At 60.8% G+C, this 22896-nt stretch carries 15 protein-coding genes and 5 pseudogenes; 12 read left to right on the top strand and 8 right to left on the bottom strand.

Going from position 1 to position 22896, the window contains the following annotated elements:
- Positions 1-5: 5 nt before the first annotated feature.
- A complete protein-coding gene (locus BB934_RS28215; protein ID WP_099513325.1) occupies positions 6-1250 on the bottom strand; it encodes an O-antigen ligase family protein in 1245 nt (414 codons plus the stop codon).
- Positions 1251-1859: 609 nt separating this feature from the next.
- Between BB934_RS28215 and BB934_RS28210 the strand changes: the two genes are divergently transcribed.
- On the top strand, positions 1860-2846 hold the full coding sequence (locus BB934_RS28210; RefSeq protein ID WP_099513324.1) for an IS481 family transposase: 987 nt from the start codon (positions 1860-1862) through the stop codon (positions 2844-2846).
- A 141-nt stretch (positions 2847-2987) separates the two neighbouring features.
- On the opposite strand, the pseudogene BB934_RS28205 reads toward BB934_RS28210, so the two are convergent.
- A pseudogene (locus BB934_RS28205) lies at positions 2988-3245 on the bottom strand (transposase); the annotation flags it as partial.
- A gap of 125 nt (positions 3246-3370) precedes the next feature.
- Here BB934_RS28205 and BB934_RS28200 point away from each other — a divergent pair.
- The 3 genes and pseudogenes from BB934_RS28200 to BB934_RS28190 all read left to right on the top strand — a co-directional run bounded on the left by BB934_RS28200 (position 3371) and on the right by BB934_RS28190 (position 6255).
- Complete coding sequence (locus BB934_RS28200; RefSeq protein WP_099513323.1) at positions 3371-3883, top strand: acyltransferase; 513 nt, start codon at positions 3371-3373, stop codon at positions 3881-3883.
- Between the two features lie 114 nt (positions 3884-3997).
- Positions 3998-5142, top strand: a protein-coding gene (locus tag BB934_RS28195; RefSeq protein WP_418294780.1) for an IS3 family transposase whose coding sequence is annotated in 2 segments (ribosomal slippage) — positions 3998-4256 and positions 4256-5142 — 1146 coding nt in all. Because the reading frame shifts where the segments join, the coding sequence is not laid out codon by codon here.
- 77 nt (positions 5143-5219) lie between these two features.
- Positions 5220-6255 (top strand): annotated as a pseudogene (locus BB934_RS28190) (IS630 family transposase).
- Positions 6256-6465: 210 nt separating this feature from the next.
- Here BB934_RS28190 and BB934_RS28185 read toward each other — a convergent pair.
- Positions 6466-7176 (bottom strand): GDSL-type esterase/lipase family protein, encoded by a 711-nt coding sequence (locus BB934_RS28185; protein WP_099513321.1) that lies wholly within the window; start codon positions 7174-7176, stop codon positions 6466-6468.
- A gap of 392 nt (positions 7177-7568) precedes the next feature.
- Between BB934_RS28185 and BB934_RS28180 the strand changes: the two genes are divergently transcribed.
- Entirely contained in the window at positions 7569-8897 is a 1329-nt protein-coding gene (locus BB934_RS28180) for an IS5 family transposase (RefSeq protein WP_099513320.1), read from the top strand.
- Positions 8898-9472: 575 nt separating this feature from the next.
- Here the strand turns inward: BB934_RS28180 and BB934_RS28175 are convergent.
- A pseudogene (locus tag BB934_RS28175) lies at positions 9473-10459 on the bottom strand (IS1380 family transposase); the annotation flags it as partial.
- 168 nt (positions 10460-10627) lie between these two features.
- Between BB934_RS28175 and BB934_RS28170 the strand changes: the two are divergent.
- The 3 genes from BB934_RS28170 to BB934_RS28160 all read left to right on the top strand — a co-directional run bounded on the left by BB934_RS28170 (position 10628) and on the right by BB934_RS28160 (position 14296).
- Positions 10628-10882: a hypothetical protein gene (locus tag BB934_RS28170; RefSeq protein ID WP_099513319.1), complete on the top strand. Its 255-nt coding sequence runs from the start codon at positions 10628-10630 to the stop codon at positions 10880-10882.
- A gap of 94 nt (positions 10883-10976) precedes the next feature.
- A protein-coding gene (locus tag BB934_RS28165; protein ID WP_418294779.1) for an IS3 family transposase occupies positions 10977-12121 on the top strand; the annotation gives its coding sequence in 2 pieces (ribosomal slippage) (positions 10977-11235 and positions 11235-12121; 1146 coding nt in all).
- Positions 12122-12832: 711 nt separating this feature from the next.
- Positions 12833-14296 carry a calcium-binding protein gene (locus BB934_RS28160; RefSeq protein ID WP_099513317.1) on the top strand — a complete coding sequence of 488 codons (1464 nt, stop codon included), beginning with the start codon at positions 12833-12835 and terminating at the stop codon, positions 14294-14296.
- 69 nt (positions 14297-14365) lie between these two features.
- Here the strand turns inward: BB934_RS28160 and BB934_RS28155 are convergent, their stop codons facing one another.
- Both BB934_RS28155 and BB934_RS28150 read right to left on the bottom strand, forming a co-directional pair.
- The gene (locus BB934_RS28155; RefSeq protein WP_099513316.1) at positions 14366-14887 is read right to left on the bottom strand and encodes a transposase; all 522 of its coding nucleotides are present in this window, start codon (positions 14885-14887) and stop codon (positions 14366-14368) included.
- A gap of 60 nt (positions 14888-14947) precedes the next feature.
- Positions 14948-16597: an IS1182 family transposase gene (locus tag BB934_RS28150; protein ID WP_099513315.1), complete on the bottom strand. Its 1650-nt coding sequence runs from the start codon at positions 16595-16597 to the stop codon at positions 14948-14950.
- A gap of 48 nt (positions 16598-16645) precedes the next feature.
- Between BB934_RS28150 and BB934_RS28145 the strand changes: the two are divergent.
- From BB934_RS28145 to BB934_RS28130, 3 genes and pseudogenes are all read left to right on the top strand, one after another.
- Positions 16646-17121 (top strand): annotated as a pseudogene (locus tag BB934_RS28145) (transposase); the annotation flags it as partial.
- Between the two features lie 704 nt (positions 17122-17825).
- The gene (locus BB934_RS28135) at positions 17826-19526 is read left to right on the top strand and encodes an IS1182 family transposase (protein ID WP_099513313.1); all 1701 of its coding nucleotides are present in this window, start codon (positions 17826-17828) and stop codon (positions 19524-19526) included.
- Between the two features lie 58 nt (positions 19527-19584).
- Positions 19585-20729 (top strand): IS3 family transposase gene (locus BB934_RS28130; RefSeq protein ID WP_418294778.1). Its coding sequence is split into 2 segments (ribosomal slippage): positions 19585-19843 and positions 19843-20729, totalling 1146 coding nucleotides; the frame shifts between segments, so codons are not numbered across the junction.
- A gap of 66 nt (positions 20730-20795) precedes the next feature.
- On the opposite strand, the gene BB934_RS47410 is transcribed toward BB934_RS28130, so the two are convergent.
- Together BB934_RS47410 and BB934_RS49395 are read right to left on the bottom strand one after the other, a co-directional pair.
- Positions 20796-20960 carry a hypothetical protein gene (locus tag BB934_RS47410; protein ID WP_157934365.1) on the bottom strand — a complete coding sequence of 55 codons (165 nt, stop codon included), beginning with the start codon at positions 20958-20960 and terminating at the stop codon, positions 20796-20798.
- A 54-nt stretch (positions 20961-21014) separates the two neighbouring features.
- Positions 21015-21146: pseudogene (locus BB934_RS49395) on the bottom strand (IS1595 family transposase); the annotation flags it as partial.
- Positions 21147-21344: 198 nt separating this feature from the next.
- Between BB934_RS49395 and istA the strand changes: the two are divergent.
- A complete protein-coding gene (gene istA / locus BB934_RS28125; RefSeq protein ID WP_099508288.1) occupies positions 21345-22883 on the top strand; it encodes an IS21 family transposase in 1539 nt (512 codons plus the stop codon).
- Positions 22884-22896 lie beyond the last annotated feature (13 nt).

Raw genomic sequence — 22896 nt, 5'->3', positions numbered from 1 at the left:
GCGGTTCAACTCCGGAGCATTGTGCGTGAGCCTCGCCGGGGGCAGCTTCGCGGATCTCCGTCCATCGCAGAGGAAGGCTCTTCTACGTCTAACAGCCAAAGGCCGCTGCCCAGCAGGAAAAGGAACCAGACGTAGCTAGCATTCCAGTAGTGAACGGCCCATCCGGCAATAAAGAAGCCCGCCATGCAGAGCAGATAGGCGGCGCGGCAACTGGCGAGCCGGTCATTTAGGTTTTTCTTAGAGGACACGGAGTAGAATGCCAATGTGAAGGCGAGCAGCATGAGAAGGGCTGCGGGAATGCCATAGCGCACTGCGTGAATTAGCCAGAACATATCGATACTCTCGGGCATCCAGTAAGGTCGCGCCCACTCGCCCAGACCAACTCCGAAGAAGGGATGATTCAGAGCTGATTGCGATGCGTATTGCCAGATGAGAACCCGGAAGTAAGCTGTAAACTCGTCAAATGTTAAGTGCTTGATATAGAACATAATCAGGGATTGATTGGGGATCGCTGCAATAGCCAGGTTAACGACGAGCACGATGCTCAGAATAATCCTCCAGCGCCACCTGTAGCGACTAAACATCCGATCCCACGTAATCAGTAGGCCCTGCACCGCTACCGCGCCGATTGGCCCTGCGGATAACGATAAGAATGCCGTTGCCGCAACAGTGCCCGACATCATAAGGCGTTGGATCACAGATCTGTCGTAGCCTAGAACGAGATGGACGAGAGAAAAGATGCTGCCTACGCAGACGCCAAACAGAATGGGATGCTCAGCGAAGGCTTGTACACGACGCAATCCCCAGCGTGGTTCGGCAGGCATATAAGGGGTTGAGGGCAGCACTAAGCTGAAAAGCTTCAGAAGGACATTTTGCCCGCTGAATGCCTCGACGATTGCAAATGGCAAGATGAAAACAACGATCCAAAACAGAAATCGTGTCATGTTGTAAAAATCGTCGAAACTGCGGATATAGCTGCGGGCGAGAAAATACGCGGATGTCGTTTCAATGAACAGAATTGCGCTGGGCTGAAGTCCCGCCCGCCAACCATGGACGGTGAAGAGGCTCATCACAGACCAGACCGAATACATCAGGAGCGCGAGATCGGTAGCCCTGATCGGGCCGGCCTTGCCTGACACCCACTTGACTAGAGAAGGAACAAGAGTGGCGATCAGCACGATGCGATAGGCGGACAGACGTATATCGCCGAGCGTGATAATCCATGGCACGACCACTGCTGTGAGGAACATGAGAACGGGCCATGGTAGCGTCGTCCATGACGACGCTTCGAAGGCGCCTGTATGCCCCTCCTCCTCACCCGCTGCACGCCTCTTACGTCCGCGCTGAAGCCGATTTGATCTAAGCGCCTGTCGCCCTCTTTTTCGCGACAAGGATGACTGCGTACCATCAAGTATCATATCTGACGTCATGCTCTGGCTCACGGTTTTCTCAGGTCCTACCGCAATGAGCCAGAAGAACCTCAAGAGCCTTGGAAGACCTGCTCCTCGCCCCCTCTACGGCTTTATCCTGCCAGTCTGGGTAGCTTGCAGCAGAAGGACACCTGCCGCTCTGTTAAAAGGAGATTCGAAATCTCCTGGATCAATGTTTCCCGTGCCAAGAGCCATCATTTTTCCTAGTTAGCTCAACGACGAGACAAATGCTCTCCCCCAACGGCTATAAATCAAGATAAGAAGGATTAACCCTCACGGGGTGTGGGAGGTGCTAGATGAGCTCTGACGGACACATGCTAATTGTTTGGTGGCGGAACGTTGTTGGGACCGGGTGCGTTGGGCGATTGAGGAGTATACTTGGCGCTTTGACGGCCTGCGGCGCCGAACTCCTCATCGAAGGAGGACGTGATGCACTCCATTCATCCGCAAGCCCGCACCACCCCGGCCATTCGGAGCGAGATTGCCCGCTCACACGAGCCCACCGGCGTGCTGGCCCAGCGCTTTAGTGTGAGCACCGAGACCGTCCGCAAGTGGCGCAAGCGCGGGGCCAAGGACTGCCAGGACCACAGCAGCCGGCCGCACAAGCTGCCCTGGAAAGCCACTGAGGAAGAGCGGGCCATTGTCTGCGCCCTGCGCCAGGCCACCGGCTTTCCGCTCGATGATCTGACCTTCGTGGTCACGCACTTCCTGCCCCATCTGAACCGCGATGCGGTCTACCGCATCCTCAAGGCTGAGGGGCTAGGACGATTGCCCCCGGCGCAGCAGCGCAAGCGGGAGAGCGGCACGTTCAAGGATTATGATCTCGGCTTCGTCCACATCGACATCAAGCACTTGCCCAAGCTGGAAACCGCCAATGGCGAGAGCCGCAAGCGCTTCCTCTATGTCGCCATCGACCGCTGCTCGCGCTGGGTGCACCTGGCGGTCAAAGACGATGAGCTGGCCACAAGCGCGGTCGCCTTCCTGAAAGAGGCGATCCGCGCGTTCCCCTTCAAGGTCACCCACGTGCTGACGGACAGAGGATCCTGCTTCACGGCTGATGGCTTTGAACACGCCTGCCGCAAGCTGAAGGTGGAGCATCGCAAGACCAAACCCTACACGCCGCAGACCAACGGTCTTGTGGAGCGCTTCAACGGCCGGGTGCAGCGCGAGGTGCTGGGGATCACGATCTATAGCCATCGTGATCTCGAGACGCTGCTCAAAGGCTTCAACCAGGCCTACAACAGGCGACGCCAGCGCGTGCTCAAGGGGGCTTCACCCGAGCAAGTCGTGCACCGGCGCCTCGCCGCCGAGCCCAACCTCGCCAACGCGCGCTTCAAGCCGCCAGATCGATACGCGTTGGCCCAAGCCCTCCACGTCGTCGCTCACGCCAAGGAGGTCTCGCATCCAGACAGCTAGCCGTTGCGCAGTCCTGTATGGGAGCTTCCGATAGTTTTGGTGCAGCAGTGCACCAAATATTTCGGAATAATCCTCCTGGAGGGTACGAGCGTGCAGACGCGGGAGGGCCGCGATGTGCTTGCCACGGCGCCGCTCGATAGTGTCGTCCGGGCCGAGGATCACCGGACCGGTCGGGGCGAAGGCGTGGATCAGCGGGCCCAGCAGCAGGCGGGCCGCCTCGCGTCCACTCCAGCGAGCGCAGCTGAGGCCGGTGATGCGCAGGAGGCTGGTCACGGTGCGCTTGCCGGGCGCCAGGATGGCCCCGACGAGTAGGATCTCGGCATGGCGCCACGTCCGATGGCGAAAGAGCGGGGCAAACGCTACAATGATCGCAGCGAAGCGGGCGGGTAGGTGCAACATGGCAGCGTCTCTTGGCGGAAACTCCGCCAGCTTACCGCATCGTTCGCTTCTCCGCCCTGCGCTCCTGAATACCCATCAGAAATGGCCAAACTCGAGCTAAGAGACAGTCAAGAAGGATTAATAACATGCTCGATGAATTGCGAAAGCTCCAGAAAGAACTACAAGCAGAAAAAATGGAAAGGTTCAAAAGGCGAGTTTCCTTTGGGGATCTAATCACTGATCGCTCAGACAACGCTCGGGAATACGGGTTTGGCAGAGGATCCACCTGTTACGATAATGTCCTAATATTAGGCGATGTGCAGGTCGGGGAAGATACATGGATCGGCCCTAACGTTATCCTCGACGGGTCCGGAGGCCTAGTCATAGGGAGTTTTTGTTCGATATCTTCAGGCGTGCAGATATACTCTCATGATACCGTCAGGAGGAGTACAACTTTAGGAAAGGAACCAATCGACTTCGCGGCTACCCGCATTGGGAACGGTGTTTATATTGGGCCAAGCTGTATAATAGCTAAGGGGGTTGTAATCGGAGATGGCGCGACCATTGGAGCAATGTCTTTTGTGAATCGCGATGTGGCTGCTGGATCGAAGGTTTGGGGTTGCCCTGCTAAGGTCACGGGGAGCGCTGAGACTGGGTGACGGTCCCTATCGCAGTTGAGGACTGGTCGAGGCGTGTCTTGAATCAAGATGCATCGTACCAGTGGTCTTGCTTCGGAAAGCTGGAGAGCACTTCTATGACCCAGGAGGATCTCCATGCCCCAGACACGCTTTACGAAAGAGTTCCAGGATGAGGCGGTGCGGCTTGCCCTGACCAGCGGCCGCAGCCGACGGGCGATTGCCGCGGATCTCGGGGTCGGCCTGTCGACCCTGCGCCACTGGATCGACCGCCGTCGCGAGCGCGAGATCGACGCTCCGCCGGAAGAACGCCAGGAGGACATGGCAGCCGAGCTGAAGCGGCTGCGGCGTGAGAACGAGATCCTGCGCCAGGAGCGGGAGATCCTGAAGAAGGCTACGGCTTTTTTCGCCAAGGAGGGAAGTCGATGAAGTTTCAGTTCATCGATGTGGCGAAAGAGAGCTTCCCCGTCACGCGCCTGTGCCAGACTCTCGGTGTCAGCCAAAGCGGCTACTTCGCCTGGCGCTCGCGTCCAGCCAGCCCGCGCCAGCGCGAGGATCTGGTGCTTCTGGCCCACATTCGCTCGGCCTTCACCCTCTCGCATGAGACCTATGGCAGCCCGCGCATGACTCGTGAGTTGCAGGACGAGGGCCTAACGGTGGGACGCCGCCGGACGGCTCGGTTGATGCGCGAGAACGGCCTCAAGGCCCGGCAGAAGCGCCGCTTCAAACGCACCACCGACAGTCATCATGCCTTTCCGATCGCGCCCAACCTGCTCGAGCAGGACTTCTCGGCCGAGCGCCCGAACCAGAAGTGGGCCGCGGATATCTCCTATCTGTGGACGAACGAGGGCTGGCTCTCCCTGGCTGTGATTCTCGATCTCTTCGCCCGGCGGGTGGTCGGCTGGGCGGTCAGTGACAGCCTCCACACGGAGCTGGCGCTGGAGGCGCTGCGCAAGGCTCTGGCGATCCGAAGACCTGGTGAGGGGCTGACCCATCACGCGGACCGCGGCAGTCAATATTGCTCGACAGCCTATCAGGCCGAGTTGCGGAAGCACGGCATCCGGATCTCCATGTCCGGGACAGGCAATTGTTTCGACAATGCCGTGGTCGAGACCTTCTTCAAGACCTTGAAATCCGAACTGGTCTGGCGCACCGTCTTCCAGACGAGGGCCGAGGCCAAGAAGGCGATTGGTCGTTACATCGATGGGTTTTACAATCCCGTCCGGCGTCATTCGACACTGGACTATGTCAGTCCGGTTCAGTTCGAAAGGCTGGCCGAATAGCTAACAAACCGCTCTCCACTTATTGATCCGGCTTGGGTGATCTTGAAATCTAGGGCCAGTCGATCCAGTTTGGCGGAATGAAACATGTCGACATGCGCAAGCTGCCAGCAGCAGCGCAAGAGGAGCGTCGGCGACAGGTGGTTGGTCTGCGCGAGAGCGGCCTGACCTATGATGCCATTGCCGCGCAGGTGGGCCTGACCCGGACAGGCATATTCGATATCTGCCGTCGCTTCGCCGAGCAGGGCCTGGCGGGATTGGCCAGCGGACCGCGGGGCCCGGCCCCCGGCACGGGACGGTTTCTCGAGCCCCAGCAGGAAGCGCAGGTCCGCGCTCTGATCCGCCGGCACACGCCCGACGAACTCGGTCTGCCCTTCGCCCTGTGGAGCCGGGCGTCGGTGCGGATGCTGATCGAGCGGCATTGTGGGGTCCGGCTGGCGGTGCGCACCATCGGCACCTATCTGGCGCGCTGGGGCTTCACGGCCCAGAAGCCACTCCGACGGGCCTATGAGCAGTCACCGAAGGCCGTGCGGCGCTGGCTGCGGCAGGACTATCCGGCCATCGTGGAGCAAGCCAGAGGGGAGAAGGGCACGGTCTTCTGGGGGGGACGAGACCGGCTTGCGCTCCGACGATGGGCGCGGTCGCAGCTTCGCCCCACGCGGCCGAACGCCTGTCGTGCGCCCCTGTCAGAAGCGTGCGGGGCTGGGCCTGATCTCGGCTGTGACCAACAAGGGCGAGCTGCGCTGGATGGTGCTCAATGGTGCGGTCAAGGCCCCGAGCCTGATCCGCTTTCTCGGCCGGCTGATCCAGGATGCTACGGGCAAGGTGTTTCTGATCTGGGACAACCTGCCGGTCCATCGGGCCCAAGCGGTACGGGGCTGGCTGGCCGAGCGCACGGAGCAGATCGAGGTCTTCTACCTGCCATCCTATAGCCCTGAGTTGAACCCGGACGAGGGCCTGAATGCTGACCTGAAGCACGCCGTGACGCGCAAGCCGCCGGCCCGCAGCAAGCCCGAACTCAAGCGCACCGTCATAAGCCACATGCGCCGGCTCGCCAAGTTGCCCGAACGGATCCGCAGCTACTTTGGGCATCCATCTTTCCGTTATGCCGCGTAGTTCAAGATCACCCAAGCCGGATCAATAAGCGAAGCAAATCCAGGATGAGGAGGCCTTTGCCAAGATCAAGCGCACTTGCGCAAGGCCGAGGCTCGAACATTCGACGCGCTTTGGCGCGCCCTCGGCGATATCTGCAATCTCTTCGAGCCGTACGAGTGTTGGAACTTCCTCAGGGCCGCCGGATATGCGTCTGTTTAACCGTCCTATGCTCTAAAGAAGGGGCCGAAGAGATTCTGCCCAAAGGATATAGCCGCGCCCGGCAAGATGCAGACCGTCTCGCGTGAGTTCAGGATGCAGAGTACCGTTGGGCGCGAGCACTGTATTAAGATCGAGAAATTGGGTGGATTCCTCGGCTGCTATGTGGCGGAGAAAAGTATTAAGCCGTTTGACTTTGCGGTTTGCTCTCTGACCCGTAGTCGCATCCATCAACAGAACGCTCTGCAGAATAACACGGATCTTGTTCTCGCGAAGCGAGCGGACCGTCTGCTTGATATTCAGAGCGACGAGTTCCGGCGAGGAGTCTTGGAGGATGTCGTTGATGCCTATCATAAGAACAACAGTCTTTGGGTTGCGCTGGCTGATCTCTTTCAATCGGGTCAAAACGCCCCCTGATGTATCACCTCCAATACCTCTATTAATGATATCCAAACCGGGCAGAAGCTCATCCCAGTTTCCCCAATCAGTCAGGCTGTCGCCCAGCATCACGATCTCTGCCGTTCCTGGTAGGCTATCGTAGACCGTAACACGCCCTGCCATCGGCTGGTCATAAACCGACCGCTTTTTCGATGCCCAAACAAACTGTCTGATTGGTCTCAAGACGCGCTTGATCGGCTCCAAGTGTGGTGAGCCGTAGTAGCCTACAAGAACACCGCAACAGAATGTTGTTAGGAGAAGCGTCGCCAAGAGTAAGGTGGTGTGCATGCAAGTGTCGAGTCCAGCCGCTGAATATCATAGCCTGAAGCTTATTGCACTTCGACTGAAGTAGAGCTGTCAATCGTGTTACGGGCCCGGATCGCAGTAGAGGGGCAGATCAGACTTCGTACGTTTCGAATAACGTCCCACTTGTGGGCCGTAAAGATACCACGTTACACATCTCTTTTTAACTCCGCTTCACTGCGCATACTATCTTTCGTGTGGAACGCGATTTGAAGGTTTCGGACAGTGTTCGCGGAACTTTATGGAACGTCGCGCCGATTATTTAGTCGGCCCTGAACAACCCACAACTTGTTGAGGCTGAAGGATTCTTCGCCGTCACAAAGCATCGTAAAATGCCAGCATCTGGGGACTGACCCGCTCAAACTTGGTGTTTTGCCATGGGACCCAAGCCATCGCTGCCGAGCTCCGGCGATCTCTACCGCAGCCGCCTCGATCAGATCCTCGACCACCGCCATGAGCTGGTTCGGCTCGCCACTCTCATCGACTGGCACCGCTTCGATCAAGAGTTTGGCCGCTTCTATCGTCCGCTCGGACGGCCTGCGAAGCCAACGCGCCTGATGGTCGGGCTGTCGTATCTCCAGCACACCTTCAACCTCTCCGATGAGGCAGTGGTGCAGCGCTGGATCGAGAATCCCTATTGGCAGTGGTTCTGCGGCTGTGAGTACTTCCAGCATCAGCCGCCGTGCGATCCCAGCTCGCTCACGCGCTGGCGCAAGCGGCTCGGACCCAAGGGGGTGGAGACGCTGCTTTCCGCCACCATCCAGGCCGGGCTGGAGAGCGGCGCGGTGCGATCGTCGAGCCTGGAGCGGATCAGTGTCGACACCACGGTGCAGCCCAAGGCCATCACCCATCCGACCGATGCCAAGCTGTACCTGAAGGCGTTGCAGGCTCTGGTGCGGCAGGCGAAGCGGCACGGCCTTCAACTGCGTCAGGCTCATACTCGGGTGGCCAAACGCGCGGCCGTGCAGGTGGGGCGCTATGCCCATGCGCGGCAGATGCGGCGCATGGGCCGCGAACTGAAGCGGCTCAAGACCTATTTGGGCCGGGTCTATCGCGATATCGCCAGGAAAGTCGCTGGTGACGCAGCCCTCTCACGCCGGTTTGCTCCTCTGCTGAGGCTCACCGAGCGTCTTCTGACACAGGAGCGCACGAGCAAGAACAAGCTGTACAGCCTTCACGCTCCGGAGGTGGTGTGCATCGCCAAAGGGAAAGCGCATCGGCCGTACGAGTTCGGCAGCAAGGTCGCGGTGGCGGTGACCAACCGGGAAGGGCTTGTCGTCGCCTCCAAGGCCCTGGAAGGCAATCCGTATGACGGCCACACGCTCAGCACGACGATGGATCAGGTCGTGGCCATGACGGACGTGGAGCCCGCGTGCATCTACGTCGACCAGGGCTATCGTGGGCATGACTACGCCAAGACGGATCGGGTGTTCATCACGCGACAGCGGCGGGGTCTGACGCCCACGATCAAGCGGGAACTGAGACGCCGGTCCGCGATCGAGCCGATGATCGGGCACATGAAAGCGGACGGGCGGCTGGGACGCAATCACCTGCTCGGAGTCGCGGGTGATGCGATGAACGCGCTGCTCGTGGCCGCCGGACATAACCTACGGCTGATCCTGAACTGGCTCAGGCTTTTTGTGGCCTGGATCATTGCAGCTCTGATCAGTTCATTTGCGCAACCGAATACTTCTCAAGCCGCCTGAAATCCAGCGCCAGCCCGGTGCCGATGCATTATTCAGGGCCAACTATTTAATAAAAACCGCTTCTGTGCAGGTCTCCGCCGGCGCATGATTACTCATGAATGCTTGGCGTGGGAGAGGCCGAGCGGAACACTTTTCCCGGTCTCTCCCGCCTGGATGAGGAGCAGTAGGGGGGACGTCCGCCAAAGTGTCCCAAAAACAGTAATCTCTCGGAGAGGTCTGTGATTATGGGACAAGTAAAAGAAAGCGGCATTCCTCCATTGGCCGTCGAGCCGAACCAAAAACTCGAATCTGCGTTGGAGCGATTGTTACAGGGCATTCGGCGAACCGAGGGGGCTAGCCCATCGTATTCACCAGAGTTTGTCGGGATGACGTGATCTGCAGCCCCGGCGTGCGGATCCGCTGCGTTTCTTCCACCGCGGCGAGGTCTGGAACGTTGGGAACGCGTTTGCAGGATCGGGTGGGATGATCGGGGCGATGGCGGCCCCGTCTCTCAGGGCGAGGCTGCTCTCGGGCTGGGCAGGAGAGTCGCCGCTATGGCGCGGAAGAGGTCGGCTTCGGGACAGCAGGACGCGTGGGCTGGTCCCGCTCAGGTTGGTGACCACAAAGCGGATGTCGAGCCCGAGGCGGGTCGCCTCGATGCGGGCGACCACCCTGCGCTCGCACGACCAACTCCTGGCCCGGTGCGTCGTCTCGGCAAAGCCGCGCACCACCTCGCGATCCTCGATCGCCCGTTGAGTGCGCACCGCATCAGCGGTGCCCTGCACCTTGCTTGTGAGCGGCCGGCTACCGGCCAGTCCGAACAGATAGCTGAGGCCGTGCTGCTCGCAGAAGTCCATGGCTTCGGGACGGGCATAGTGGCTGTCACCCCGGATCGTGATGCGCGTGAGAGGCCAACGCGTGCGGATGCGGCGCACGAGGCGTCGCAGATGCGCCCGCACTTCAACACCCGAGGGCGTCTTGCCCGGCCGCAGCACGACGGCAACCGGTCGGCCGGTGGCGCTGTCGTAGACATGGATCGGCAGAAAGCAGCGTTCGTCATAATGGGCGTTGAACAAGGACAGTTGCTGGTGCCCATGCACCACATCGCAGGTGTCGTCGATGTCCAGCACCACGCCGTCGGGCGGAGTGGCATAGCTGTCCATCCACTGCTCGATCAGGGCATAGGTCAACCGGATCGCATCGCGGATCGTAGGCGCATTCTCCAGACGCGAGAGGGTCGGCTGCGAGGCGAGGTCAGCCCCGGTTTCCGGCAAGTGCCCGCAGGCGAGCTTGAACGCCGGATCAGCGCGCAGCGGGCCGAAGTCGTTGCAATCCTCATAGCCGCACGCGATGGCGAAGATGCGGGCGCGGATCATATCTGTGATCGCGTGCGTCACGCGGGTCGGGTCGCGCCGATCCGGGATGATGCGCGCCAGCCGCGCGGCAATCCCCAGCCGGCGCTCGGCTTGGGCCAGGAGCATGACACCGCCGTCGGACGACAAGCGCCCGCCATCGAAAGCGGCGGTGATCTTCTTGCGGCCCACGGCTGGAAACGGGAACGTTGCGGTTGTATCGTCCGGCATGGCGGGTGTGGCAGCCTCGAACGGAGAGCAGGATCGGCTTCAGCAACCAAATCCTACGCTGCTTCAAGTGCTTAAGCTACATCCGCCAGCCCTCATCACTCTTCCGATGCATAAGAACGGCTAGGAACGATAGCGCAAATTGAGATTCTGAAACTGCAGGAGAAAACGGTGTCGAAACAGCAAAATGCCGCTGATGCGATTCTCACCGCGATCAACAGATATGCGATGCAGATTCTTAAGCTCCCAGCCGACCAGCGCGAGGCGCGCTATGCGATGTACCGAGGGATTTACGTCCAATCCATGCAGGAGACTGGGTCGACACCCGAGCAAGCGGTCGAGTTTGCCAACAAGGTCGTCGAGTTTACCCGAGCACGGGTGAAGATGATCGAGGAAGGCAGCGGCGCGGAAAGCGAGAAAGCCTGACCCGCGAGAACCGAATGCCGATCTACTGGATGAAGACCAAGGTGGTCTTGCTTCGGAAAGCTGGAGAGCACTTCTATGACCCAGGAGGATCTCCATGCCCCAGACACGCTTTACGAAAGAGTTCCAGGATGAGGCGGTGCGGCTTGCCCTGACCAGCGGCCGCAGCCGACGGGCGATTGCCGCGGATCTCGGGGTCGGCCTGTCGACCCTGCGCCACTGGATCGACCGCCGTCGCGAGCGCGAGATCGACGCTCCGCCGGAAGAACGCCAGGAGGACATGGCAGCCGAGCTGAAGCGGCTGCGGCGTGAGAACGAGATCCTGCGCCAGGAGCGGGAGATCCTGAAGAAGGCCACGGCTTTTTTCGCCAAGGAGGGAAGTCGATGAAGTTCCAGTTCATCGATGCGGCGAAAGAGAACTTCCCCGTCACACGCCTGTGCCAGGTCCTCGAAGTGAGCCCGAGCGGCTACTTCGCCTGGAGATCGCGTCCAGCCAGCCCGCGCCAGCGGGAGGATCTGGTGCTTCTGGCCCACATTCGCTCGGCCTTCACCCTCTCCAATGAGACCTACGGCAGCCCGCGCATGACCCGCGAGCTGCAGGATGAGGGACTGCCAATCGGGCGCCGGCGGACCGCTCGACTGATGCGCGAGAATGGTCTCAAGGCCCGGCAGAAGCGCCGCTTCAAACGCACCACCGACAGTCATCATGCCTTTCCGATTGCGCCCAACCTGCTCGAGCAGGACTTCTCGGCCGAGCGCCCGAACCAGAAGTGGGCCGCGGATATTTCGTCCGTGTGGACGGGTGAGGGCTGGCTCTCCCTGGCCGTGGTCCTCGATCTCTTCGCCCGGCGGGTGGTCGGCTGGGCGGTCAGTGACAGCCTCCACACGGAGCTGGCGCTGGAGGCGCTGCGCAAGGCTGTGGCGATCCGGCGGCCATCAGCGGGCCTGATCCATCATGCCGATCGCGGCAGTCAATATTGCTCGACAGCCTATCAGGCCGAGTTGAGGAAGCACGGCATCCGGATCTCCATGTCCGGGAAAGGCAATTGCTTCGACAATGCCGTGGTCGAGACCTTCTTCAAGACCTTGAAGTCCGAACTGGTCTGGCGCACCGTCTTCCAGACGAGGGCCGAGGCCAAGAAGGCGATTGGTCGTTACATCGACGGCTTCTACAATCCCGTCCGGCGTCATTCGACACTGGACTATGTCAGTCCGGTTCAGCTCGAAAGGCTGGCCGGATAGCTAGCAAACCGCTCTCCACTTAAGCGAAGCAAATCCATTGCGCCGTTTCAACGTTCTTCAGGCCTAACATATTTTGGACAAATTCTGCTGCTTTTTGGCACATAACAAGTCTTCATAAGAACTTAATCTTCACCAAGGCATTCGTTCACAGGAACGAAGTCATATATGGAGGGAGTTCTAAATGGCTACTTGTTACTAACCACCAATAAGAGACGCGAAGGCACTATGTCTTTCGGACCAGTCTCTAAAACAAATAGTAACGATAAAAGGGCAAATGATGACAATCTCTATCTCACAAAACAAACCAATAATTTCTGCCGATACTGCGTGTGTTGGCGCATTGTAAGATGGCTTTTCGGTAGCTATCGGCAATGCCGTTTGATCTCAGGATGCGATAGGATCTGAATCCATCCCATGTCCGTCAACAATGGCGGAAACCGTCCCCCCCTTAAGCAACTCCAGGCATTCCTTCCGAGGTAAGTTCCTGCGTGCCATCATAGCAGATGGCGTAGCAGACCGTTGTCTCAACTCTGCGAAGGATAATGGTCGCGGCACCCGGCTTTCCGGATCCTGCGAGAGATCTCCACGTCGTATTCCTCCATTGATCGGGTCAACATCACAGGCTCGCTGACAGCTGTCGCTTGCAGCAACCCTCGTCTTCGGCCCGTCAATGCGCATTCATCATTTCACAAGCGAAAAAGAAAATTTATTATGCCTTTTCCTACAGCAGTTAACACGGGCGTTCCGTCCGGTATCACCCTGACGCCCTCCGGCAATATCATCGTCACCAAGGCAGGGACTGTGCTTGACGGTCTCGACATCAAGGGCTCGGTGGTCATCCGCGCCGACAACGTGACCATCAAGAATAGCAAGATCACCTCCAGTTCATATACGGGCGTCAAAGTCGAATCAGGCTACAAGGGAGCATCGGTGGTCAACTGTGACATTGATGGCCTGGGCGCGTACGCCGGCTCGCACGGTATCCAAGGCTCCGGCACGTTTTCCGGCAATGACATTCGGGGCTTCGAGAACGGCATCACGTTGAATGCCGGAGCATCGGTTGTGCGGGGCAACTACCTCCACGATTTCGCGGCGGCCGGATCGCCCCATTACGACGGCATCCAGGTGCAGGGCGGTCAGAACGGCGTGTTGATCGAGAACAACACGATCATCCTCAATCATGGTCAGACTGGAGCGATCTTCCTCCAGAGCTACTTCGGGAACATGAATGACATTACGATCCGCCACAACTACGTCGATGGTGGTGGCTATACTATGTACTTCGATGGTAGCAAGAACACCACCTACCGGATGACTAACATCACCTGGGAGGAGAACTACAACGGCAAGGGCTATTGGGGCCATGAGTACGTGAAGCCCGATGCCGCTGGCAACCTGCCTACCCGCATCGGCAACATCAATGTAGAGACACCGCTCTCGCCCGACCAGGCACCGAATCTGGGCGACAGTACTGCGCCCGATCCGACCCCCACACCGGAGCCCACACCGACGCCTACACCGGGCGATATTACCGGCACGAGCGGCAACGACGTGCTCGCGGGTACGACCGGCCCTGACACCATGAAGGGTCTTGCTGGCAATGACACCTACATGGTCAACCATAGCGGTGACACGATTGTCGAGCTGACTGGCCAAGGCACCGATCGCATCGAAAGCACGATTGGCTACACGTTGACCAAAAATGTCGAGAACCTGAAGCTCATTGGTACCAGCGCCATCAACGGCACTGGCAATGAGCTGAACAACTTCCTCGACGGAAGCGACGGGGTCAATGTACTCAAGGGCGGAACGGGAGACGATCTGCTCAACGGACGCGGCGGTGCGGATACCCTGTGGGGAAACGCGGGCCGTGACACGTTCCAGTTCACGTCGAAGTGGAGTTCGGACGGCGACAAGGTGATGGACTTCGTGCGCGGCACCGACCGGCTCGACTTCTCCGGCATCGATGCCAATTCGGCGGCGTCCGGTAATCAGGCGTTCTCCTGGGCCGGGTACAAGAGCGCCAGCGGCACCGGATTGGACGGCCAAATCTGGGCTGTTAAGGATGCGACGGCAGGCGAGACGCACCTGTACATCAAGACTGGGGGCTCAGTCGCGACTGTGGATGTGGCTGGCACTGGCTACACGCTGTCCTCGGCCGACTTCTTGCTTTGAGCGCACGGGCGCGGCTGATCACCGCGCCCTTTCTCCCACAGGGCCACTTCGCTGAAATGCTAGGTTCGCTCATTTAACGGCGTGCTCATGGTGGAAATCGCGCTCGATTAAACCATCGGAACTTGAGACGGAGGTATATCGGGCAGCCCTGAGGTAGTTCCAACAGTCGCGCCGATCGAAGAGATTGAGGATGTCGCCGATTGCTCGCCAAAGCGCGTCCAAAGTTCGTGCTTCTCCGGCGCGTAGGTGTGCTTTTAGCTTTGCAAAGGCCTGTTCAATCGGATTGTGATCGGAACTACAAGATAGCCGCAACAGGAACCACGCCTCTTCCTGATTCAAGCATTGCGCGACTTTTTCACTCTTGTCCGCCGGCAGGTTGTCGAGAATTACCACGTCACCTTTAGTCAGGATTGGGGCAAGGTGGATCTCAACGTAAGTCTCGAAGATCCGGCGGGCTATCGGACCGCCGATCGCACAAGGCGGGCTCGCCCATAATCGCTCGCTCTTGCGGCTACGCCCGCACAGGAGGAATCTCCTGGTATTGACCAAGGTCTCGTCCAAAAACACCAGCCGGAGCGGCTGCTGGCGCATGCGCGGCTGCCGCTGACTTGTCCGAACGCCGCGCTCATCACGTAGATACTGTCGGCGAATTCAGGCGATCGGCGCCAAGGCGGCAAAGCGGGTCACGCGCGTTGTGGCCCGTGGCGATCCATCCAGCCAGTGCACAATCCGCGAGACGTTCATCGCAGCGGCTGTACAGACCTCCTGAAGCCCTGTTTTCAGCAACCCGATATACCGGCTCCGTCGCATCCCGAACGCCCGCACGCCCTGTGAGAGCGTGCCCTCGACCCCGGCGCGGACATGATATCGCTCTTTCCACTCGGGGTCGCGCATGCGGGCTCGTGCGGCGCTCAGCGCTTCGTATTCCTCACGCAGGTGGAAGTAGACGGAGCGACGCGCGTCCTTGGCTGGCGTGCACAACGCTCTGGCGGCACAGGCCCCGCAATCCGAGCGGCTGAAGCGAGCATGGATGCGCGGGCTCCCATCCTCGCTGCGCGCGGCGCGCCAAGTCACTGAGATCTTGCCCTGTGGACAGGTCACCTGTTCGTTCTCCCAGTCGATGACAAATTGGGGCATGTCGTATCCTTGGCTCATGCGGGATTGCCAGCTCGATACGCCCCGCACCGGCCCCTCGAGCGAGATCCCGTGGTCCCGCCGGCTGCTGACCAACAAGGCCGCATCGACGTAGGCTGAGTCCACGAAGTGCTCAGAAGGCAGGAGGCCCTTGGCCGCCAGGCAGGCGTGGATCTCGGCTGTGCTCGTCATATCCTGCTCCATGGCCGGGCAGGTCTTCACGTGCGTCACCAGGTGGGCTGCATCGGCATCGCAGGTCTCGGTGTCATGGACCTTGTAGCCGGACCACTCCATCTGACGCTTGGTGCTGTAGTGCATCTCCGGGTCATAGGGTGACTGCAGTCGCTCGCCCACCGGAGGCAGTTCCGCTCCAGCCCGCCAGCGCGGCCGCCCGTCATCCCGTGCGTAATGCACCCGCCATACGTCACGCAGCGTCTGCACCATCGGCACCGCACGAGCCGCAGCCGGCGCGCTCGCATCGTCCAAGGCGTCGAGCAGGAAGAACCCATCCGCGCCGATCTCCAGCGAGAGGGCTTCGCGCTTCTCCCGGCTCTTGGGCAGGCGATAGTCTTCAATGCGATGCGCATAGCGCTCGAACCACGCCGGCTGAGCGATCCCGCGAACCCAGCCCGGAACAACCGCGGCGAGATCATCCAGGGTTGCTCGCAGCGTCTCGGCGACGAGCTCCAGAAGATGCAGGTCATGCACGGCCCCCAACACATGCGTACTGTCGGTGCGCTGCTTGCCGCGCACCTTGATCAGGCCGCGGGCCTTGAAGCGCTCGAGCATCATGTCCAGCAGCAGATGTTCCGCCTGGCCGGCCACAAGGCGCGCCCGGAACTCGGTCAGCACGCTGAAGTGGAACCCAGGGTCGGTCAGCTCCAGCCCCAGCGCATACTTCCAGTCGATCCGGGCGCGCACAGCGTCGGCAGCCTGCCGATCGCTGAGGTGTTCGAGAAACTGGAAGAGCGTGATCAGGGCCAGTCGCCATGGCGCAAGGGCGGGTTGCCCCCGGGTCGGGTAGAACCTTTGGAAGTCCTCATCCTGGTAGAGAGCACCGAACTCGTCTCTGAGCCGCATCACAATGTTGCCTTTGAGGAAGACCGTCCGGGCAACCCGCACGGTCTCGGCCGGGATCTCACCAATCGCCTCTGGATGAAGGCTCATGCAATCCTCCTCTTGCTGAACAGCCAACAGGGAATTCGCCGACAGTATCTCACGTACATCCCCATGGCGCGGGGCTTTGTCTATTTGGCGGCGGTGATCGACTGGTTCAGCCGACGGGTTCTGGCTTGGCGGCTGTCCATCACTCTGGAGGCGGCCTTCTGCATCGAGGCGGTGGAAGAAGCCATCGCCCGCTATGGCTGCCCTGAGATCTTCAACACCGATAGTCAGAAGATCACAGCCAGTTCACCAGCCACGACTTCACCAGCGTGCTCCTCAAGAACGAGATCGCGATCAGCATGGACGGCAAGGGGGCCTGGCGCGACAACGTCTTTGTCGAACGTCTCTGGCGCAGCATCAAATACGAGGAGGTCTATCTGAAGGCTTACGACAGCGTGTCGGAGGCCCGAGCTTCGATTGGTCGGTATCTGACCTTTTACAACGGCCAGAGGCCTCATTCGAGCCTTGACCGGAGGACACCCGATCAGGCCTACTTCAACCCGCTGCCGCAGCTTGCGGCAGCCTAACCCCGGCAGAGGCTCCACTTAGCGAACCGAAAACGCTGCTCAGACAAACCGAGCCACCTCACTGATCGCGCTCGTGAACCGACCCGCAATCGCCGCAACCCCCTGCCTGATTGCAAGCCCGTCCTGACCTTGTGGGCCGCTGAGCGCATCGCACCCAGAACAGGTCTGCGTTGAGTAGGTCACTCCTGTGTGATCGCAGTCGAGGAAGTGGCGCAACATGGACCAACTCACATCAAGGGTTGCCTTGCCGGCGCCGGATGCAATCTGCCAGGAGGATGAGATGGTGCCGACAACGGCGGCTCCCGAACGGTTCACCACCGCGCGAGAGAACTTATGGTGCGCATTCCAGGGATGGTGATCAGTGCTTCCACACGATCATGATCACTCGTTCTGGTGATCGTGATCACCGTCAGCGTTGACCTGGTGGTCCGCTGAGCGGGAATGAAGCGGTCAGTACCGCTGGCAGTTGTAAGGTGGTCTGGAAACAGGCGTCAGGTCAAGCCCGGCGCCAGCGATCAAAGGTCGATCGGATCATGCCACACTCCTGTCGCCGGCCCGGCGGCGCAGGCTGTCGCCCTTGAGTTCAATCCGATGCGCATTGGACTTGCTCCGAAAAGGATACTGCTGGCGAATGGGCCGGAGCCGTTGAGGCAGGGATTGGCGTTCTGGGATTGAGGGGCAGCCCCACCATCCCGGAGGTCCTCATGTCGCTCCGCCCGACCCCGTGCCGTGATGTCCCGGCCGCAACGGCAGCCGTCGCGCGTGCCGCGTTCCCGAATGGCAGCCCCTATCTGCGCCTGCGTGACCACCTTGGGACGATCTTTACCGACGCCCAGTTCGCGTCCCTCTTCGCCCCTTGCGGGCAGCCGGCCGAATGCCCGTGGCGACTGGCGCTGGTGAGCTTGCTGCAGTTCGCTGAGAACCTCTCCGATCGGCGGGCGGCCGATGCGGTCCGCAGCCGCATCGATTGGAAGTACCTGCTGGGCCTGGAACTAACCGACCCTGGCTTCGATGCCTCGGTTCTGAGCGAGTTCCGCGGTCGTCTGGTGGCAGGAGGCTTAGAGGAGCATCTCCTCGATACGCTTCTAGCCCTGTGTCGTGAGCACAAGCTACTGAGCGCCCGAGGCCGCCAGCGCACCGACTCCACGCATGTGCTCGGAGCCGTCCGCTCTCTGAACCGTCTCGCCTGCGTGACCGAGACCATGCGGGCGGCCCTCAATGTCTTGGCGTCCGCTGCTCCCGCATGGTTGCGCGCTCATGCCAATCCCGCCTGGATCGAGCGGTATGGCAGGCGGGCTGACGACTATAATGTCCCGCAAGGCGAGGCGATGCGGCGCGCCCATGCCGAGCAGATCGGGCGCGATGGTCATCAGCTGCTGGCTGCCATCATAGCTCCTGGTGCACCAATCTGGTTGCGTGAGATCCCGGCTGTTGAGCTGCTGCGGCAGGTCTGGGTGCAGAATTTCTGTCTCACCGACCAGGCTCAGACCGGAGAACCTGGGGCCGGCGCATTCTCTGAGACCACTCCCTGGGTGCGGTGGCGGACCGAGCATGAGGGATTTCCACCCTCCCTGCTGATGGCCGGATCACCCTACGATCCAGAGGTCCATTATGCCAATAAGGGGACGACGACCTGGATTGGCTACAAGGTTCATCTCACTGAGGCTTGTGACGAGGGTGGCCCGCACCTGATCACGCATGTGGAGACTACGCCGGCGCCGGTCGTGGATCGCGACGCCCTCAACACCATTCATGATGGGCTCAAGGCCAAGGGACTGCTGCCCGGCACTCACCTCGTCGACGCCGGCTATGTCGCGGCCGATCAACTCGTCGCCAGCCGCCGGAACTATGGCGTCACGCTCCTGGGGCCGGCTCCCCAGAATTATCAGTGGCAGACCCAATCAGGTGAGGGCTTCACCTTGCAGGACTTCATCTTCGATTGGGATCGGCAAGTCGCGATCTGCCCGGCCGGGCACGAGAGCCGGAGCTGGCGTCCCGATTACTGGCAGGGGCGGACGGCCTTCAAGGTGCGCTTCTCGACGACCCACTGTCGTCCCTGTCCGTTGAAGGCACGGTGTACCCGGAGCGATCGGCGACTTCTGACGCTGCGCCCTCAGGAGGAGCACGAGACCCTTGCAGCGGCTCGTGAGCGTGAGGCACAGCCGAACTTCAAGCAGGACTATCAACAGCGCGCCGGGATCGAGGGCACAATCTCAGCTGGGGTCCGGGTCCTGCATCTGCGGCGCTCGCGCTATATCGGTCTTGCCAAAACGCATCTGCAACACGTGCTGACGGCGGCTGCGATGAACCTCATCCGACTAGGGGCTTGGTTCGCTGGCACGCCGCTCGCACGAACCCGGCAATCCGCATTCACCAGGCTCATGATGGTTCCCATCCCAGCATGATGAATTCGCCAGCAGTATCGAAAAGATGGAGAACCTCTCATGAAGCAGGAGGATCTCCATGCCCCAGACACGCTTTACGAAAGAGTTTCAGGATGAGGCTGTACGGCTCGCCTTGACCAGTGGCCGCAGCCGACGGGCGATTGCCGCTGATCTCGGCGTCGGCCTGTCGACCCTGCGCCACTGGCTCGATCGCCGCCGCGAGCGTGAGATCGACGATCCGCCGGAAGAACGCCAGGAGGACATGGCGGTCGAGCTGAAGCGGCTGCGGCGCGAGAACGAGATCCTGCGCCAGGAGCGGGAGATCCTGAAGAAGGCCACGGCTTTTTTCGCCAAGGAGGGAAGTCGATGAAGTTCCAGTTCATCGATGCGGCGAAAGAGAACTTCCCCGTCACACGCCTGTGCCAGGTCCTCGAAGTGAGCCCGAGCGGCTACTTCGCCTGGAGATCGCGTCCAGCCAGCCCGCGCCAGCGGGAGGATCTGGTGCTTCTGGCCCACATTCGCTCGGCCTTCACCCTCTCCAATGAGACCTACGGCAGCCCGCGCATGACCCGCGAGCTGCAGGATGAGGGACTGCCAATCGGGCGCCGGCGGACCGCTCGACTGATGCGCGAGAATGGTCTCAAGGCCCGGCAGAAGCGCCGCTTCAAACGCACCACCGACAGCCATCACGCTTTTCCGATCGCGCCCAACCTGCTCGAGCAGGACTTCTCGGCCGAGCGCCCGAACCAGAAGTGGGCCGCGGATATCTCCTATCTGTGGACGAACGAGGGCTGGCTCTCCCTGGCTGTGATTCTCGATCTCTTCGCCCGGCGGGTGGTCGGCTGGGCGGTCAGTGACAGCCTCCACACGGAGCTGGCGCTGGAGGCGCTGCGCAAGGCTCTGGCGATCCGAAGACCTGGTGAGGGGCTGACCCATCACGCGGACCGCGGCAGTCAATATTGCTCGACAGCCTATCAGGCCGAGTTGAGGAAACACGGCATCCGGATCTCCATGTCCGGGACAGGCAATTGTTTCGACAATGCCGTGGTCGAGACCTTCTTCAAGACCTTGAAATCCGAACTGGTCTGGCGCACCGTCTTCCAGACGAGGGCCGAGGCCAAGAAGGCGATTGGTCGTTACATCGATGGGTTTTACAATCCCGTCCGGCGTCATTCGACACTCGATTATGTCAGTCCGGTTCAGTTCGAAAGGCTGGCCGGATAGCTAGCAAACCGCTCTCCACTTAAGCGAAGCAAATCCACCATGATCACGATGCTCTGGAATGGATGATCACGATCCTCTGGAATCCGTAATCACGATCGCCTGGAACGCGCACTTATGGAGCGCGTCCTCTCGCCGGTTGGCGATCTTGGCGTGGAAGGGCTTGCCCTGGCGCTTGCGCCCGGCGCGCTGCGCCTCAGACAGTTTCGGCTCCAGATCACGGTAGAACCGCACTTGTTCCAACTTGGGGCCAGCGCAAGATCTGTTCCCATTGACACGCCGGCATTATCAACCAAACACCGCTACTTTCGAGACGAGGTCAATCGCACCCACTTTGGTTCGGCGCATCTCGCGTCCAATGGTGAAGCGAAACACCGCTAGGAGCTGCAAGGCAGGCGGTACTCGCGCCCACAAGGTCTTGGTTGCGGATACCGACGCAATCCGTCCATGTGTACCGACTTGAAGTCGTCCATGGTTCCGATTTGATGCCGTCCACCCTTCCGAACTGAAGCCGTCCATCCTTCCGATTTGATCCCGTCCAGGGCTCAGGCGGAAGAACCGTGCTGCACCGGGTCATCCAATTGGGGCATTTCGACCTCTCCACCAGAGAGGGACGCGATGCCGGCAAACAGAGAGATGACCATGCGACAGATGCGGCAAGTGCTACGGCTCCACGCGAGTGGAACCAGCGACCGCGCAATCGGCCGGATTGTCGGCGCGGCGCGCTCGACCGTGCGGGACGCCATCCAGCGGGCCAAGGCGGCCGGGCTGATCTGGCCCCTGCCGGAGGACCTGAGCGATACCGCCCTCGAGGAGAAGCTGTTCGCCCGGGCGGGCGCCCGGATCGGAACGCGCCGCCGGCCGGAGCCGGATTGGGCCCACCTGGTCCAGGAGCTCAAGCGGCCTGGCGTCAGCATCGCCATCCTGCACGAGGAATATCTCGCGGATCATCCGGACGGATACGGCTATTCGCGCTTCTGCGATCTGTTTCGCTCCTTCGAGCGCCGCCTGACGCCGACCATGCGCCAGCATCACGTCGCCGGCGACAAGGTCTTCGTCGATTATTCCGGCAAGAAGCTGCCGATCGTCGATCCGCTCACCGGCGAGATCCGCCACGCCGAGATCTTCGTGGCCGTACTCGGCGCCTCCAACCTGACCTATGCCGAAGCGACCTGGACCCAGACCCTGCCGGATTGGATCGAAGCCCATGTGCGCATGTTCCGCTTCCATGGCGGCGTGACCAAGCTCGTTGTCCCGGACAACCTGAAGAGCGGCGTCCACAAGGCCTCGTTCTACGATCCCGAGATCAACCGCAGCTACGGCAAGATGGCGGCCCACTACGAGGTCGGCATTCTTCCGGCCCGACCGCGTCGCCCGAAGGATAAGGCAAAAGTCGAGTCCGGCGTGCGCTTCGCCCAATTCTACATTCTCGGCCGCCTGCGCCACCGCACCTTCTTCTCGCTCCAGGAGGCCAATGCGGCCATCGCCGAGGCCGTCACGCGCATGAACAGTGTGCCCATGCGCCGGCTCGGCGTCAGCCGGCGCCAGGTGTTCGAGACCATCGAGAAGCCGGCCCTCGCACCATTGCCGGCGCAGGACTACGTCTTCGCGCACTGGCAGTTCGCCCGGGTTGGGCTCGACTATCACATCGAGGTCGAGGGCTTCTTCTACTCGGTGCCGTTTGGCCTCATCGGCCAGCAGGTCGAGGTGCGCGTCACCCAACGCACGATCGAGGCCTTCCACAAGGGCGGGCGCGTGGCTGCCCACGCGCGGCGTTTCGCGGGACGGGCGCACGGCACGCAGGCCGAGCACATGCCGAGCTCTCATCGCCGCTATGCCGCCTGGTCGCCCGAGCGCTTCCGCTCCTGGGCGGCGGTGATCGGCCCCCACACCGAGGGACTGATTGCCGCCATCCTGTCGGCGCGCCGCCATCCCGAGCAGGGCTTTCGCACCTGCATCGGGGTTTTGCAGCACATGCGCGGCATCCCGAAGGAGCGTGTCGAGGCGGTCGCGGCCAAAGCCCTGGCGATCCGGGCGCTGACCTACAAGAGCATCGTGTCGCTACTCGACACCTACCACGAGCGTGCTCCCGCCCCGGCGGCCGACACGCCCGTGATCACCCACCCCAACGTCCGCGGACCGGGGTATTTCCACTGAACGGAGACCGACC

The organism is Microvirga ossetica (genome assembly GCF_002741015.1).
In the GTDB taxonomy this organism is placed as follows: domain Bacteria; phylum Pseudomonadota; class Alphaproteobacteria; order Rhizobiales; family Beijerinckiaceae; genus Microvirga; species Microvirga ossetica.
This window is presented reverse-complemented; position numbering and strand designations above follow the sequence as displayed.

Excerpts from the sequence above, each read along its gene's own strand:
- BB934_RS28215 (WP_099513325.1), bottom strand. The coding sequence starts at position 1,250 with ATGTTCCTCACAGCAGTGGTCGTGCCATGGATTATCACGCTCGGCGAT.
- BB934_RS28210 (WP_099513324.1), top strand. The coding sequence starts at position 1,860 with ATGCACTCCATTCATCCGCAAGCCCGCACCACCCCGGCCATTCGGAGC.
- BB934_RS28200 (WP_099513323.1), top strand. The coding sequence starts at position 3,371 with ATGCTCGATGAATTGCGAAAGCTCCAGAAAGAACTACAAGCAGAAAAA.
- BB934_RS28185 (WP_099513321.1), bottom strand. The coding sequence starts at position 7,176 with ATGCACACCACCTTACTCTTGGCGACGCTTCTCCTAACAACATTCTGT.
- BB934_RS28180 (WP_099513320.1), top strand. The coding sequence starts at position 7,569 with ATGGGACCCAAGCCATCGCTGCCGAGCTCCGGCGATCTCTACCGCAGC.
- BB934_RS28160 (WP_099513317.1), top strand. The coding sequence starts at position 12,833 with ATGCCTTTTCCTACAGCAGTTAACACGGGCGTTCCGTCCGGTATCACC.
- BB934_RS28155 (WP_099513316.1), bottom strand. The coding sequence starts at position 14,887 with ATGCGCCAGCAGCCGCTCCGGCTGGTGTTTTTGGACGAGACCTTGGTC.
- BB934_RS28150 (WP_099513315.1), bottom strand. The coding sequence starts at position 16,597 with ATGAGCCTTCATCCAGAGGCGATTGGTGAGATCCCGGCCGAGACCGTG.
- BB934_RS28135 (WP_099513313.1), top strand. The coding sequence starts at position 17,826 with ATGTCGCTCCGCCCGACCCCGTGCCGTGATGTCCCGGCCGCAACGGCA.
- istA (WP_099508288.1), top strand. The coding sequence starts at position 21,345 with ATGCCGGCAAACAGAGAGATGACCATGCGACAGATGCGGCAAGTGCTA.